Source organism: Vibrio sp. QJM3NY_15, from assembly GCF_057785995.1.
The window spans coordinates 3,255,101-3,269,463 of record NZ_CM173517.1 but is presented as its reverse complement, the minus strand read 5'-3'; the positions used below and the strand labels follow the sequence as shown (position 1 = coordinate 3,269,463).

At 45.1% G+C, this 14,363-nt stretch carries 13 protein-coding genes; 4 read left to right on the top strand and 9 right to left on the bottom strand.

Annotated elements, in window-relative coordinates:
- Nucleotides 1–11: 11 nt before the first annotated feature.
- From AC3CKG_RS14645 to AC3CKG_RS14635, 3 genes are all read right to left on the bottom strand, one after another.
- A complete protein-coding gene (locus AC3CKG_RS14645) occupies nt 12–1,145 on the bottom strand; it encodes an ATP-grasp domain-containing protein (RefSeq protein ID WP_102314633.1) in 1,134 nt (377 codons plus the stop codon).
- Nucleotides 1,142–1,729 (bottom strand): DedA family protein, encoded by a 588-nt coding sequence (locus tag AC3CKG_RS14640; protein WP_488528519.1) that lies wholly within the window; start codon nt 1,727–1,729, stop codon nt 1,142–1,144. The genes AC3CKG_RS14645 and AC3CKG_RS14640 overlap by 4 nt, the downstream gene beginning before the upstream one ends.
- A gap of 285 nt (nt 1,730–2,014) precedes the next feature.
- Complete coding sequence (locus AC3CKG_RS14635; RefSeq protein ID WP_102314635.1) at nt 2,015–3,991, bottom strand: bifunctional 2',3'-cyclic-nucleotide 2'-phosphodiesterase/3'-nucleotidase; 1,977 nt, start codon at nt 3,989–3,991, stop codon at nt 2,015–2,017.
- 450 nt (nt 3,992–4,441) lie between these two features.
- Between AC3CKG_RS14635 and cysD the strand changes: the two genes are divergently transcribed.
- The 4 genes from cysD to cysC all read left to right on the top strand — a co-directional run bounded on the left by cysD (nt 4,442) and on the right by cysC (nt 9,234).
- Nucleotides 4,442–5,350 carry a sulfate adenylyltransferase subunit CysD gene (gene cysD / locus AC3CKG_RS14630; protein WP_004735271.1) on the top strand — a complete coding sequence of 303 codons (909 nt, stop codon included), beginning with the start codon at nt 4,442–4,444 and terminating at the stop codon, nt 5,348–5,350.
- An 18-nt stretch (nt 5,351–5,368) separates the two neighbouring features.
- Nucleotides 5,369–6,799, top strand: coding sequence for a sulfate adenylyltransferase subunit CysN (gene cysN, locus AC3CKG_RS14625; protein WP_004735272.1), 1,431 nt, complete (start codon nt 5,369–5,371; stop codon nt 6,797–6,799).
- Between the two features lie 65 nt (nt 6,800–6,864).
- Nucleotides 6,865–8,589: an SLC13 family permease gene (locus AC3CKG_RS14620; protein WP_009847766.1), complete on the top strand. Its 1,725-nt coding sequence runs from the start codon at nt 6,865–6,867 to the stop codon at nt 8,587–8,589.
- 24 nt (nt 8,590–8,613) lie between these two features.
- Nucleotides 8,614–9,234 (top strand): adenylyl-sulfate kinase, encoded by a 621-nt coding sequence (gene cysC, locus AC3CKG_RS14615; RefSeq protein WP_017107743.1) that lies wholly within the window; start codon nt 8,614–8,616, stop codon nt 9,232–9,234.
- Nucleotides 9,235–9,384: 150 nt separating this feature from the next.
- Here the strand turns inward: cysC and AC3CKG_RS14610 are convergent, their stop codons facing one another.
- From AC3CKG_RS14610 to AC3CKG_RS14585, 6 genes are all read right to left on the bottom strand, one after another.
- Complete coding sequence (locus AC3CKG_RS14610) at nt 9,385–10,293, bottom strand: TIGR03899 family protein (protein ID WP_488528518.1); 909 nt, start codon at nt 10,291–10,293, stop codon at nt 9,385–9,387.
- 351 nt (nt 10,294–10,644) lie between these two features.
- Entirely contained in the window at nt 10,645–11,160 is a 516-nt protein-coding gene (locus AC3CKG_RS14605; protein ID WP_065104194.1) for a DUF3299 domain-containing protein, read from the bottom strand.
- Between the two features lie 14 nt (nt 11,161–11,174).
- On the bottom strand, nt 11,175–12,434 hold the full coding sequence (locus tag AC3CKG_RS14600; protein WP_102312182.1) for an ABC transporter permease: 1,260 nt from the start codon (nt 12,432–12,434) through the stop codon (nt 11,175–11,177).
- Nucleotides 12,431–13,147 carry an ABC transporter ATP-binding protein gene (locus AC3CKG_RS14595; RefSeq protein ID WP_017110584.1) on the bottom strand — a complete coding sequence of 239 codons (717 nt, stop codon included), beginning with the start codon at nt 13,145–13,147 and terminating at the stop codon, nt 12,431–12,433. Before AC3CKG_RS14595 ends, AC3CKG_RS14600 begins: the two co-directional genes overlap by 4 nt.
- 139 nt (nt 13,148–13,286) lie before the next feature.
- Nucleotides 13,287–13,985 (bottom strand): zinc uptake protein ZrgA, encoded by a 699-nt coding sequence (zrgA, locus tag AC3CKG_RS14590; protein ID WP_102550694.1) that lies wholly within the window; start codon nt 13,983–13,985, stop codon nt 13,287–13,289.
- Nucleotides 13,986–14,026: 41 nt separating this feature from the next.
- Entirely contained in the window at nt 14,027–14,317 is a 291-nt protein-coding gene (locus AC3CKG_RS14585; RefSeq protein ID WP_076669193.1) for a DUF2607 family protein, read from the bottom strand.
- Between the last annotated feature and the right edge of the window lie 46 nt (nt 14,318–14,363).

Below are 14,363 nucleotides of genomic sequence, written 5' to 3'. Positions count from 1 at the left end.
CTCGTACAAAGTTAATCGGTGGTCGGATATTGTTGAACAAGGCGTCGCTCTTCTTGCCACGCGTTAAATAAGCTCTTGAAAGAAGGAGGCTGGTGGCCTCTTTGTTTTTGTTGAGCGCCAATATCAAAAAGAATGCGGTATTGCAGGAGTAGCGTCGAAAATATCTCTCGCAGCGGAGTGTTGCGATCCCAGATGTGCCCGGCTTCACTGCTTGCGCCATTGACCTCAAGGATAGTGAAGTCCTCGCCGTTCATTAGGCTGTGCATGTCCTTGAATTTGACGTCGAGTCGTCCAAAGTGAAAGCCATCGAAGTCGTCGAATATCTCGTCTAAGCGTTCGGTTAAAGCCTGAGTGATGTATTGGTTGCCGTCTCGGAAGATACAGCCACGGCTATGGCTACCTGCAAACGCGAGTTGGAACTCTTCGCCCTCTGCGAGCACTTGATCCAATTTATCTTGATGCCTTGGCAGATACAGGTGACTAAGCTGCCCAGCACGCGGGCTATTTTCAATTAACTGCTTGAGTGTCGAGCTGCCATCGCCCACCACCATTGGTGCGTATTTGAGTGTGATCGAGATGATCTCGCCTTGCTTTTTATTTGGGTAGCGAACATAGAAAACACCCGCTTCGGCTTGATAAGGCGCCTTTTCTTGCAATAGAAAGCGAGCATTATTTGGGAAAGATTCAACATATTGCTCAAGTTGATCTTGCGTGTTGATCAGCTTAACGCCAACACCTCGACAGCCAAGATCCGGTTTAGCCACAATCGGGAAATCGAGATCCGACTGTATGAGTGCGCTACGCGCATCTTCGGCTTGTTTCTTACTGCTAAGATCCGTTTTGGTTAAGGTGATAAACGGAGAGATCCAACGCTGGCTCGATGATCCGGCAAGGCTCAGTATCTCGTGTTTTGATTCGCCTACCATGCCGCTTAACTTAATACTCGGGTTGGCGATGAGCGGCAGCGCCCAGTCAAAGTGCCGTAACCCTTGCATCAGGCTTTGAATCACCACTGGCGTGTAGAAGAACCAAGTTGGAAGAAACTCATAAGGAGAGACACTGCGCACGGTATCTTTTTCAAGCAAGGGCATGCCTGCATTGATTTGATGTGCTGGAATGATGCGAATATCTTGCGGTGAACTCATGATAATCCTCTAGAGTAGGTTCTATTCATTAATCGGTTGCCGATAAACAGCAAAGCGAAGGCACACGGGATGATGATCCATTGATATTCAGAGGCTTGCAGCCACGCTGATGTCCCTAAATAGTAGATGGCAGAGAAGACAATGCCAGTCCAGAGCGCAGTGGCACTAATAACGGCAAACAAGAAAGTAGGCAGTGGGATTGCGAAAAAGCCGCTTAAGGTAAAACCGACGGTACGAAGCCCGGGAATAAAGCGGATGACAAAAAGACTGCTGAAAGCGTTTTGACGTAATTTAGAGCGAAGTGCACGAAAGTATCGGTTGGTGAGGGCTTTGTAACGGATGCCTCGGAAATAACGTCCTGATTTACCTAGGTAATAGAGACCGAGATCACCGGTGGCAATGCCGATGAAAATAGCAAGCAACGCATATTGAGGAAGCATGAGCCCTTGAGTTGCTAAACCTGCCGCTGTAACAATCGCCAGATCTTCAAGCAAGTAAGAAAGCACGATAATGCCAAGCATCAGCCATAGCAGCGATTCTTCTCCTGTATTTAACCATGCTTGAATACTCTCGACGGTGCTCATCAAATACCCTTATCTATCCTATAGATGAATGGCTTATTGGCCATTCATTGAGTGTAGTAAATTAAATAGACAGGAGGAGCAGAGAAAAACTTACAGCTTATTAGTGTTTTTTTTGTGGGGACTTAAATCGATTGACGGTTTGAGTCGTGTTGTTTGGGTATTGAATTAGCGGGCGTTTACGGTGAGAAAAGTAGGGCAGTAGATTCGATTTATAAATAACAAAAGAAAAAGGCTGAGTCGTTAAACTCAGCCTTTCAGAACGTTAACTATGGATTACTGGGTAATCTATTTAGTTAGGTCAATCTGGTAAACAGCAAAACCAACATCGTCAGTCGCAACACGTTTCATCGGGTATTGACCCTTTTCTTTGATGAACTCTGCCGCTTTGTCGCTTGGCGATGTTTCAAAGCGGATATCTAGTTTTTTATCCGTTTTGATTGGGGCAAATGACCAGTTGTTATCAGCCGTTGGGCTAACTTGACCTTGCTCTTTGCTTACGCGAGAGATGTAGTTCGCAAGAACAGTACGGTTTTCATCTGGTGCATCAAATGCGATGAAGTCTTCACCGGTACCTGGGAACTTAGCACTGTATGCACGGTAGTTGTTGGTTGCGATCAGGAAGTCTTGCTTCATGTCGATTGGCTTACCTTGGTAAGTTAGGCCAACAATACGTTGTGAGTCAGGGTTAACGACTTTACAGTTTGCATCGTATTTAGCAGGTTGAGTTACGTCGATTTGGTAATCAACACCGTCGATAACATCAAAGTTGTAAGTGCGGAAGTTATCCCACTCGATCAACTGTTGTGGTGCTGTTGAGTTAACATCCACTTGGTTGAACTGACCTGCAGAACACTCAAGCCACTCTTTTACTTCGTGGCCTGTTACCTTCATCGCGACTAGCGTGTTCGGGTAAAGGTACAGGTCAGCTGCATTACGGAATGTCAGTTGGCCAGATTCAACTTCAGTGAAGTTTGCTGGGTCATTCTTACGGCCACCGGCCTTGAATGGTGCAGCTGCTGAAAGTACAGGCGTACCATCTAGGTCTGGGTCGCCTTGGATGAACTGTTCAACGTAATCTTTCTGTGCAAGGTTAACGATTTGAACTGTTGGATCGTCTTGTACTAGAGATAAGAAGCTGTACATCACATCGTCTGCTTTACCAATAGGTTGGTTAACAAACTCACGAGTACCTGCGTGGTCTTTTTCTAGTGCTGTTACGATGCCCTCATCAGCGGCAGCAAGAGATTTCTTCTCGATCTTGTCGTAGATAGGGCGTGCTTCTGATTGGCCTTTAACGACTTCCCACTTACCGTCTTTTTGTGCAAGTGTTAGATCCATAACACCAACGTGGCTACCCCAACGACCTGGCATTACTGCCGCAACGCCGTTCATTGTGCCCGTTTCGTTGTCGATGCCTTGGATGTCATCAAAACCTTTGCCAGGGAACACTGCGTGAGAGTGACCGAATGCGATTGCATCAATGCCATCTACTTCAGATAGGTAGAACGTTGAGTTCTCTTCGCCATTTTTGTAAGGGTCAGTTGATACGCCTGAGTGAGGGATAGCAACGATAACTTCAGCGCCTTCCGCTTTCATTTGAGGCACTAACTCGTTAGCTGTCTCAATGATGTCACGAGCGATCACTTTGCCTTCAAGGTTCTTCTTATCCCACGTCATGATTTGTGGTGGAACAAAACCGATGTAGCCGACTTTTACTTCATGTTTTACGCCAGCAGTATCTTCAAACGTGTGCGTCTTGATGATGTAAGGTGTGAAGTAGTGTTCTTTAGTTTCTGCGTCGTAAACGTTAGCACTGATGTATGGGAAATCAGCGTCGTTGATAGACTCTTCTAGGAACTCAAGACCGTAGTTGAATTCGTGGTTACCTAGGTTTGCAGCGTCGTAGCTTAGTTGATTCATTGCTTTATATGCAGGGTGAACTTCGCCCGCTTCGATACCTTTGTCTGCCATGTAGTCACCCATTGGGCTACCTTGCAGCAAGTCACCGTTATCAACTAATACGCTGTTGGTTACTTCGCTTTGAGCTTCTTTTACTAGAGTTGCAGTACGTGCTAAGCCGATTTTTTTCGATGGCTTGTCTTTGTAGTAGTCGTAATCCATTAGGTTGGTATGGATATCCGTCGTTTCTACGACACGTAATTTAATCACTTCATCGGTATCTGGTGTTGTTGTGCAGCCTGCTAGAGTCAAACCAAGACCCGCAAGTACAGCCAATGACAAAGGTTTCATTGCAACTTTCATTTTGTAGCTCCAAAGTGGATAGTAGAAAATTCGTTGCGTAATGTAACAAAACCGAATGAAACAATGATTACAACGAATGTTAATTCGTGACTTAGATCGATTACTTTATGGTGTTCTGCAAGACGCCTCCCAAACCTGCTCAATCAATGTACAAATCACATCGATAGTATTAGTCCATTCATTTCACCTATTTATCGATGAATCTCATCCCTTATCAGCTTTTCGAATAAAAAATGAAATTTTAGAATTTCCAGTAATATGAGAGGCTCGTCATAATGCCTATATCAAGGACGTATCAGGCAGATGAATAGCAAGGATAGCTCAAAACGAAGCTTCTGTTTTCTTCTAGTGCCAATACTCCCATTCACTCAAGTGGATGAGTTAAATCCCTTGCTTGGCAAGACCAAGTAATGAATTGCTCGTACTGCGAGCCTTAAAGGAAGCACTGAAATGGACCAAGAACGTTTAACCCACCTAAAACAGCTTGAAGCGGAAAGTATTCATATTATCCGTGAAGTTGCTGCTGAGTTTGATAACCCAGTGATGATGTACTCCATCGGTAAAGATTCTTCTGTGATGCTTCATTTAGCTCGCAAAGCGTTTTATCCAGGCAAGATTCCATTCCCACTATTGCATGTTGATACCGATTGGAAATTCCGCGAGATGATTGAGTTTCGTGATCGTACGGCTAAAAAGTACGGCTTCGACCTTTTAGTACATAAGAACCCAGAAGGTATTGAGATGGGATGTAGCCCGTTCGTACATGGTTCTTCTAAGCACACTGACATCATGAAAACTCAAGGCCTTAAGCAGGCGTTAAACAAGTACGGGTTCGATGCCGCTTTTGGTGGTGCGCGTCGTGATGAAGAAAAATCTCGAGCGAAAGAGCGTGTTTATTCTTTCCGCGACAAGAACCATACATGGGATCCAAAAAACCAGCGTCCTGAGCTTTGGCACACCTACAACGGTCAGGTTAATAAGGGCGAAAGCATTCGTGTTTTCCCGCTATCTAACTGGACTGAGCTCGACATCTGGCAATACATCTACCTAGAGAGCATCGATATTGTTCCACTTTACCTTTCAGACAAACGTCCTGTGGTTGAGCGTGATGGCATGCTGATCATGGTTGATGATGACCGTATGGAACTGCAAGAAGGTGAAGTGATTGAAGAGAAAAGCGTTCGCTTCCGTACTTTGGGCTGTTACCCACTAACCGGAGCCGTTGAATCTGAGGCGAATACGCTAACAGGCATTATTGAAGAGATGCTGGTGGCAACGTCCAGTGAACGTCAAGGCCGAGCGATTGACCATGATCAGTCGGGCTCTATGGAGCTGAAAAAGCGCCAAGGTTATTTCTAAGAATCTAAGGAAAGAAAAATGAATAGTGCAGTAGAAGCCGAATTGGCTGAACTAGGGATTGAAGGTTATCTAAGTCAGCATCAGCATAAATCTATGCTTAGATTTTTAACTTGTGGCTCGGTAGATGATGGTAAAAGTACGCTAATCGGTCGCTTGCTCCATGATACAAAACAGATTTATGAAGATCAGCTAGCAGCGGTTCACTCAGATAGCCAACGAGTGGGTACTACAGGTGAGAAACCTGACTTAGCATTGCTTGTTGATGGCCTGCAGGCTGAGCGTGAGCAAGGGATCACGATCGATGTGGCTTACCGCTACTTCTCGACTCAAAAACGTAAATTCATTATTGCTGATACCCCAGGGCATGAGCAGTACACGCGTAATATGGCAACAGGCGCTTCAACGTGTGATCTGGCTGTGATCTTGATTGATGCTCGTAAGGGCGTACTGGATCAAACACGTCGTCACTCGTTTATTTCTAACCTACTTGGTTTGAAGCATTTCATAGTCGCAGTCAACAAAATGGATCTCGTCGAGTACTCGCAAGATCGTTTTGAGGAGATTCGCGATCAGTACCTAGAGTTTGCTGAAAACCTAGAGGGCGAAACTAACATTCAGATTTTGCCAGTTTCGGCACTTGAAGGTATTAACGTTGCTGCGCCAAGCAAAGAGCTTGCATGGTTCGAAGGTCCGTCTCTATTAGAAGTGTTAGAGAACGTCGACATTGACCAAAAACGTTCAGCGGGCGAATTCCGTTTCCCAGTGCAGTACGTCAATCGTCCTAACCTAGATTTCCGTGGCTTTGCCGGCACTGTGGCTTCTGGTCGTGTCAGCGTGGGTGATGAAATCAAGGCGTTGCCTTCAGGTAAAACCTCTAAGGTGGCAAGCATTGTGACCTTTGATGGTGAACTTGAATCAGCACAAGCGGGTTTGGCGGTAACACTGACTCTTGAAGATGAAATTGATATCAGTCGTGGTGATTTGATTGTGCTGGAAAACGCGCAAATTGAATCCACTAACCACGTATTGGCAGACATCGTGTGGATGACAGAGCAACCATTGCAACCGGGTAAAGCTTACGACATCAAAATCGCAGGCAAGAAAACCGTCGGTCAGGTTGAAACGGTTCGTCATCAATATGACATCAACAATCTGTCGACTCACGCTGTCGATGAGTTACCACTGAATGGTATTGGCTTGTGTGAATGGTCACTGAACGAGACTGTCGCATTGGATAAATACCGTGAAAGTGCCGATACCGGTGGCTTCATCGTTATCGACCGTCTAACCAACGTGACGGTTGGTGCGGGTTTGATTCGAGACCGTTTGGATTCTGTTGAACAGCAAGTCGGTAACTTCTCTGCATTTGAACTTGAGTTCAACGCTCTGGTTCGTAAGCATTTCCCTCATTGGGATGCCAAAGATCTAAGCCAACTACTGAAGTCATAAACGACTAAGCAACAGCTTATTGAATCAGGCGGAAACCCATCGTTTCCGCCATAAAGGACGGGTATATGTGGCAACAAGGATTTGTATTAGCGATTTTGCTCGGCATCATTACTTGCCTGCTCGTTACCCGTATTAAGCCAAGCTTTATCTTTGCTGGCGCGGCGTTTATTGCTTTTATGGCTGGCATGATCGACTTGTCGAGCCTAGCTAACAATTTCACTAACTCCTCGTTACTGACTTTAATTCTTCTGATCCTCGCATCAAGTGCGTTGGAGAAAACTCGCTTAATCAGCTGGGTTAGCCGCAATATCTCTGAAGGTAGGCTAGGCACCGTGGTTGCGAAGTTGGGTATTTCCACAGCGTTACTTTCTTCTTTTACCAACAATACAGCGGTGGTTGTCTCTTTGATCGGAGCGATCAAACGCAATCAGCAGCACGCGCCATCTAAGTTACTTATCCCTTTGTCTTACGCTGCCATTTTAGGTGGAACGCTGACATTGATCGGCACTTCAACCAATTTGATCATCAATAGCTTTGTTGAAGATGCAGGGCTGCCGAGCTTAAACTTTTTCACACCAACCTTGATCGGTCTGGCGGTCTTGGTCGGTGGCGTGTTGATCCTTATTCCTCTGAGTTACTTCTTACCAAGCTACGATGATGGTTCCCAAGATGATTTGCCTTACTTTCTAGAAGCTAGAGTTGAGCCCGGTTCACCGTTAGTTGGCCGCAGTGTTAGCGAAAATAATCTTAGAGCTCTGAGAAAATTGTTCTTAGCGGAAGTGATTCGAGACGGTAAAACCACGGCGTCTATCGACCCTGATTTCATATTGCAAGCTCGTGACCGACTGCTGTTTTGTGGCGATGTCGAGAGTGTGGCGACACTGCAAGAAATCCAAGGATTAACCCTGTTTGGCCAACATCACCTTAACGGCCAGAGCTTTGTTGAGGTTGTGGTGAGCTCGTCGGCAAGCTTCTGTAACAAAACCCTGAAAACCAGCCAGTTCAGAGACCGTTTCGATGCGGTTGTGGTTGCCATTCGTCGTGGCCATGAGCGCCTTGAAGGTGGTCTTGGAAACATCACACTAACCGCTGGCGATACCTTGATTCTGGTTCCTGGCAAACGCTTTGAAGAGCAGCGCCAGCAACACAACAAAGAGTTTGTGTTGATGAATGACTTAGATTCAAGTGCCAAGCTTGATGCGGATAAGTCGACGTTTGTGTTGCTCGGTTTTGCCAGTGTGATTGGTTTAGCTCTTGCTGAAGTCGTGCCGATTATCAAAGGGCTGGCTGGTTTCTTACTGTTGCTGGTGGCCTTTGGTGTGGTGCAACTGGGTGAGCTTCGTCGCCGTTTTCCGGTTGATATTGTGGTGATCGTTGGCTCTGCACTTTCTATTGCTCAATTGATGATTTCATCGGGTTTGTCTGAGCGGATGGGGCTGATGTTTATGGAAGCCTTTAATGGCTGGGGCGTGTTTGGTGCGTTAGTCGCGACCTACTTTATGACGTTGGTTCTGACTGAGTTGGTGACCAATAATGCGGCCGCAGCACTCTCGTTCCCAATCGGCTACAGCATGGCTATCGGCTATGGCGTTGACCCTATGCCATTCATTATGGCGGTTCTATTTGGTGCCAGTGCCAGCTTTATTTCGCCATACGGCTACCAAACTAATTTACTTGTTTATAGCGTAGGTAATTACCATCTCACGGATTATCTGCGTATCGGCATCCCAATCTCGATTGTCTATTCGGGCTTGGTGCTGACCCTAATTCCTTACTTTTTCCCATTTTAATGCTGTTTATTTAAAGGACTAATTATGACCGCAGTACTCAAACCAAAAGATGAGAATGTTGTGTGGCATCAACACTCGATTGATAAAGCATTTCGCTCTAATCTGAAATCACAAAAACCAGCCGTGCTCTGGTTCACGGGGTTGTCTGGTTCTGGGAAGTCGACAGTCGCTGGAGCATTAGAAAACCGCTTGGCACAGCTTGGTTACCATACTTACTTATTGGATGGTGATAATGTCCGTCACGGATTATGTAGCGACTTGGGCTTCTCTGAGCAAGACCGTCGAGAGAATATTCGTCGTATTGGTGAGCTCGCTAAATTGATGGCGGACGCGGGTTTGATCGTGTTGTCAGCGTTTATTTCTCCACATCAAGCGGAGAGACAGTTGGTGCGTGATTTATTGCCGGAAGGTGAGTTTCTAGAGGTGTTTGTTAATACGCCACTTGAGGTTTGCGAACAGCGTGATCCTAAAGGTTTGTATAAGAAAGCGCGCGCTGGAGAAATTCCGAATTTTACTGGCATTAGCTCAGTGTACGAAGCGCCTCAGAACCCTGAGATAGATCTACCTGCGGGTGAGAAGACACTCGATGAACTGGTCGAATTGTGTATTGATGCTTTAGAGAAGCGTAATATCTTAGCCAATTGAGATCGTTGGTATGACTAAGGCTACTCAGCTGTTTATCTGTTTCTTCACAGCCGATAAATAGTGCAGCCTTGGTTTACCGAGACAAGAAACCTATCCTCTAGATTCTCTTTATTCTTCTTAATACTCTTCACCTTTTACACCGTCGAGTGCCTAGACGGTGTAATTCACACTGCTTTTGACTTCTGTCTGTACCGTGAACTTCTGACTTAATAGAGCAATCAGTTGGTCGTAATACTGCATGTTGGGTTTGTTACCAAGTAAGGTGCACAGTTCATTACCTGTTGGGCTGAATCGGTAGTAAACAAGCTTAACCCCTTTTGAGATAGGCGCCAGTGACATGCTCTTACCTTGATAAGTCAGGTGCAACGCTGGGTCGAAGTCAATCTCACCAGACTCTAATTCAGTGCCTAGAATGATACCGAGCTCAATTAAATGGAGTAGGCTAGAGTAGGGCAGGTTGTGTCCACCAAGGTTGATGGTGATGGTGGTGTCTCTTTTGCCGAAACTGAATATTCCAGCATGAGATTTGAAACCAAGTAATAGCTTTCTGCTGCTATCACTACCAAAACTACAGCCAAGTGACGCCGCTCTTTGTAGGGTGAGTGCTTCTTTTGGTGTCATGTCTTGCAAGATCTGCAGTGCCTTCATCGACGTCGAACCTGGATTGGTGACTTCTCTTTTTAATACCTGAGCCCATAGTCTCTGCATCGATGTATTGTGGATCTCTTGTGCCATATCGAAAAAGCGATATAACCAGTCCTGATCAGGATCTCCAGCCGCTTCATCCTTACATGAAGAGTGCGCCAATTTCAGAATCTGTTCTAGATTCTTCTGTCGCAGTTCTTTACGTTTTTTCTCTCGTAATAGCGCCCGCTCGATAAGCGTACTCTCAGCTTTATCGATTGGTTTTGCACTATGACTGATTAAGGAATCTAAGCCGAAGCTCTGTGCTATGTGCAGCATTCTGCTTGTGCTGTCGGCAATATGAGGCTTTTTCTCATGCTTGTGCTGTGTATCGCTAGCATGCTCAATGATCACTGGCTGTTTGGTTTCTGACATAAGAGTACCGTTAGGAGACGACTTAACTGTCTAAAATGTAACTCTTTATCTTATTGGTGGCTAGATTTTGCGTGCAGAGTTGAAGGTTTCAACAAAATTTTACTTTTTATAATGATAATAAAATGTTAAATTTGTTGTAATTCTCAAGGAGGAGTTATGAATCAAGTCAATGATAACAAGCTGAAGAAACAGCTTAGTATAGGGTTATTACTCGCTACTTATGTAGCTGTCCTAGCATATTTGTCTAATTACATCGCGTAATCTAGTCAAACAATATCGTTATGAAACTGTTATTGAATAAGTTCACTTGTTCAGTGATGGCAGCTCATCCGTGAGCCACCCTTCTAATGACTACATGTCGTCATATTCTTCTATCGCTGTACCTTCAATAAGATAACCTGTTTGAGCTAAGTCGTGGCTTATTGACTCGGTTTTTAGCGTACCTACTAAATAAATCACATCCCATAGCTGCTGTATTGGTGCACCTTTAGGGAACTTCACGTAGATGATTTGGTTCGGCGGCGGTGGCGGCACGTGGATACATGCGCCAAAGTACGGTACCAGCAGAAATTCAGTGATCATGTTTTCATCACCTTCCAATGGAATCACAAAGCCAGGAATCTTTACTGTGCTGCCATTCAGCTCAGGGCGAACAGCGCCAAGTGTCGATTGTTGAGGTTTGTCCATACTGTCGTGGTTAACCGTCGGCATGCCGAACGAATCCAACTGAGCCCGTTCTGATTCCGGAATCAAATCAATCCAATCCAGAGTTAGTACCGATTCGTCAGTCGGTGCGGTTTCAGCGTGAGCTGTGCTGATAAATGGGAATAGAAGTAGCCCAAATATCAGTAGGAATTTGCGTTGCATCGTAGGTTCCTATTTTAGATTCGAATAGTCATGCCATCAGACAATGACTGACGGTAAGCCCTGAAAGCGGGAATAAAGCCGATAATGATTCCGGCAACTTGTACCAGTATAAGCAGTTTCCACTCATGAGGGGTGATTGCGGATATCGATATATTGATACCATAGCTTTGTTGCACAATAGGAGCAACTACTGCGATTAGGGCAAACAAAACTGCAACCCCTAGTGTTATACCAAGGAAGGTCAGTGCACTTGCTTCACTGATCAGTAAACCAAAGACATGGCGAGGCCTTGCTCCCATCGCACGCAAAATTGCCATCTCTCGACGTCTTTCTTGCAAGCTAGTCAGTAGGCTACTTAGCATTCCTAATAGTCCCGCGACTACAACAAACCCTGAAACAATAAGTAGTGCTTGTTCTGCCACAGCCATCATTCCCCACAACTCATGAAGCGCAATACCCGGCATAATGGCGCTCAAAGGTTCTTGGCGATAGTTATTGATTTCTCGTTGCAGTGCAAAGGTTTGGATTTTCGATTTCAGGCCAACCATCATCGCGGTAATCTGCTTAGGTTGGAAGTCGTAGGTCTTTAATGTTTCTGCATCTGGCGTGTGCCCTAGGTTGGCTCCTGATTCCCAGCCCACGTGAATCGCTTCAATAGCCTCTAACGAAACGTGCACGGTTTTATCTACTGGTGTGCCAGTTGGCGCAAGTATTCCGACAATTGTGAAGGGCAGGTTGTCATGGCGACTAAAGGCAACATCACTGATACCGTGTGCAAGAATGATGTGATCACCGATTTTGTAATCTAACTTCTTCGCGACATCAGCCCCAATCACTACATCAAATAGCTGTTTAAACTCCTTACCCTGCTGAAAAGTAAGTGGTTGCTTACTTCCATAGCGATAGTTTTCGAAGTAGCTATGGTTTGTACCCATAACACGGAAGCCTTTATGCGAATCTCCCAACGAGATGGGTATCGCCCACTTTACGGCATTATGCTGGCTAAATTCTTGGTAACTTTTCCAGTCGATATTGTTGGTCGCATTACCGATTCTAAATACCGAATAAAGCAGTAGGTTTACCTGACCAGAGCGGCCACCAACAATAAGGTCAGTACCTGAAATCGTATTAGCAAAACTGCTCTTTGCTTCGGTTCTTACGCGTTCAACACCGAGTAATAGAATCACTGACACTGCCACGGTGAGAATCGTCAGAATAGCGGTGGCTTTACGGTTGAGTACGCTTTTTAGGGCTAAGTGAGTAATTACTTTCATACGACAACCTTAGCTTGGTTAACGGTTTTTAAATCTATGGTTCGAGTGAACAGCTTTTCTAATGTTGGATCGTGACTGACAAATATCAGAGTAGACCCGGCTTGATTTGCTTGCTCGAGTAACAATTCGATGAAGGCTTCTCGGTTGTCATGATCCAAAGCCGATGTTGGTTCGTCGGCAATGATGATCTTTGGTTGGCCGATTAAAGCGCGAGCTGCAGCGACACGTTGCTGTTGACCAATACTCAGCTCAGTAACAGGTTTGTTCATTAAGGCTTGCGGTAGCTTTAATCTGAGCAATAATTCTTGAGCGGTGGCTTGCAGGCTGTTCTGACTTTCAGTGACTTGCTGTTTACGAATCTTTGAAAATTGGCAAGGGAGCGTCACATTGTCGATCACTGATAAGTAAGGAAGCAGATTAAATTGTTGGAATATATAGCCAATATGATCGGCTCTGAACTTGTCTCTCTGACGAGGTGTTAGCTGTGTGAGATCTTGGCCAAGGATAGAAACTTCACCTTGCTCTGCTTGGTTAATTCCGGTCAATAACCCTAATAATGTTGACTTCCCACAACCACTAGGCCCTTTGATGAAAAGGTGCTCTTGGGCTTGGATATGCAGTGAGGGGATCTCTAGCGTTGGGGATAATTCAGGCTTCCAACGAAAGCTGATATTTTCGAGTTTGACCACAAGTGATGAACTGTCAAAAGACATATTAGCTCCAATGATTAAAGCGGTGTATTTACTGGACAGCTATTAGAAAAATAAATTCCCAGAACACACCGATTTGCACAGCCAAGTAAGCAGGTCGTTACTTGGCTGTTTATCTGCGTTTAATTCAATCTAATCGTGATTAGAATTGAAAACTAATACGCTCGGCATTAAGTATTTCTTGAATTTGCGCGCTGTCAGTTAACAGGTTCACAGTCATAGACTTGGTGTTGCCGAATTTAGAGAACCATTGGGTGTTAACGGTATCCAGCTTCGCAATGTTTGAACATTGGTAATGATACTCGACAGTGAACTCACCGTGCCCACCTTCTGAGTGATCATGACCTTCATGGTCATCATGATCGTGTTCAGCATGATCATGACCTTTGTGGTCGTCATGATCGTGTTCAGCATGGTCATGGCCTTTGTGGTCGTCATGATCGTGTTCTGCGTGGTCATGGCCTTTGTGGTCGTCATGATCGTGTTCTGCGTGGTCATGGCCTTCATGGTCATCATGATCGCCTTCCAAGGTGTTCGTCACTGACTTGAACTTCAGCGTACAGCCTGCATTGTTGAAACCAAATAGCTCTTCTGGCTTATTTAATTGCGCGATAGCTTGCTCAAACACTTTCTTCTGCTCGGCAGTCTCTGGAGCATGTTCAAAGCCAACCACATCAGCGCCGGGAGCCGTTACTTCAACAAGCAGTTCTTGTCCATCTTGAGCGATGTTTACTTCAACTTTACCGTGCACGTGTGCTTCGTGAGAGCGGAACTCTTCGTTAGCTAGAACATTCGCAGAGACAGTCATGCCGATAACAACGGCTAAAATAGTAGGTTTCATGTTTTTTTCCTGAATAAAGATTAATTAAAAAATAGTGGTAATTAAGCGATCTTTACAGGAGGTGAACGTGCTAAATAAGCGAAATACAAGCGCTGTAACGAAATTACTGATTCTGTGATAGTGGCAGTAAATTCTGAATGGAACTCTGGGATCTGTGGCAGTGAGTGCGCCGTAATGAACTGATTTATCGAAAACAGTTCACAATGATGTGAAGAGTGATGATCTGGGTCGATATCCACAATATGCGTCGCTGCTAACACGCTTAACATGAGCATCAGCCCAAGCAACAAGCCTGTTTTGCGTTTCACATTGTTAGGTGTGTTTTGCCACATGAGGATGATTAACCACAGAATTAAAAAAGGATACTGTTATAATATA

Bases quoted from the DNA above. Each gene is read 5' to 3' on its own strand.
- AC3CKG_RS14620 (WP_009847766.1), top strand. From the start codon at position 6,865: ATGTGGCAACAAGGATTTGTATTAGCGATTTTGCTCGGCATCATTACT.
- AC3CKG_RS14600 (WP_102312182.1), bottom strand. From the start codon at position 12,434: ATGAAAGTAATTACTCACTTAGCCCTAAAAAGCGTACTCAACCGTAAA.
- cysD (WP_004735271.1), top strand. From the start codon at position 4,442: ATGGACCAAGAACGTTTAACCCACCTAAAACAGCTTGAAGCGGAAAGT.
- cysN (WP_004735272.1), top strand. From the start codon at position 5,369: ATGAATAGTGCAGTAGAAGCCGAATTGGCTGAACTAGGGATTGAAGGT.
- AC3CKG_RS14595 (WP_017110584.1), bottom strand. From the start codon at position 13,147: ATGTCTTTTGACAGTTCATCACTTGTGGTCAAACTCGAAAATATCAGC.
- AC3CKG_RS14610 (WP_488528518.1), bottom strand. From the start codon at position 10,293: ATGTCAGAAACCAAACAGCCAGTGATCATTGAGCATGCTAGCGATACA.
- AC3CKG_RS14605 (WP_065104194.1), bottom strand. From the start codon at position 11,160: ATGCAACGCAAATTCCTACTGATATTTGGGCTACTTCTATTCCCATTT.
- AC3CKG_RS14645 (WP_102314633.1), bottom strand. From the start codon at position 1,145: ATGAGTTCACCGCAAGATATTCGCATCATTCCAGCACATCAAATCAAT.
- zrgA (WP_102550694.1), bottom strand. From the start codon at position 13,985: ATGAAACCTACTATTTTAGCCGTTGTTATCGGCATGACTGTCTCTGCG.
- AC3CKG_RS14640 (WP_488528519.1), bottom strand. From the start codon at position 1,729: ATGAGCACCGTCGAGAGTATTCAAGCATGGTTAAATACAGGAGAAGAA.
- cysC (WP_017107743.1), top strand. From the start codon at position 8,614: ATGACCGCAGTACTCAAACCAAAAGATGAGAATGTTGTGTGGCATCAA.
- AC3CKG_RS14585 (WP_076669193.1), bottom strand. From the start codon at position 14,317: ATGTGGCAAAACACACCTAACAATGTGAAACGCAAAACAGGCTTGTTG.
- AC3CKG_RS14635 (WP_102314635.1), bottom strand. From the start codon at position 3,991: ATGAAAGTTGCAATGAAACCTTTGTCATTGGCTGTACTTGCGGGTCTT.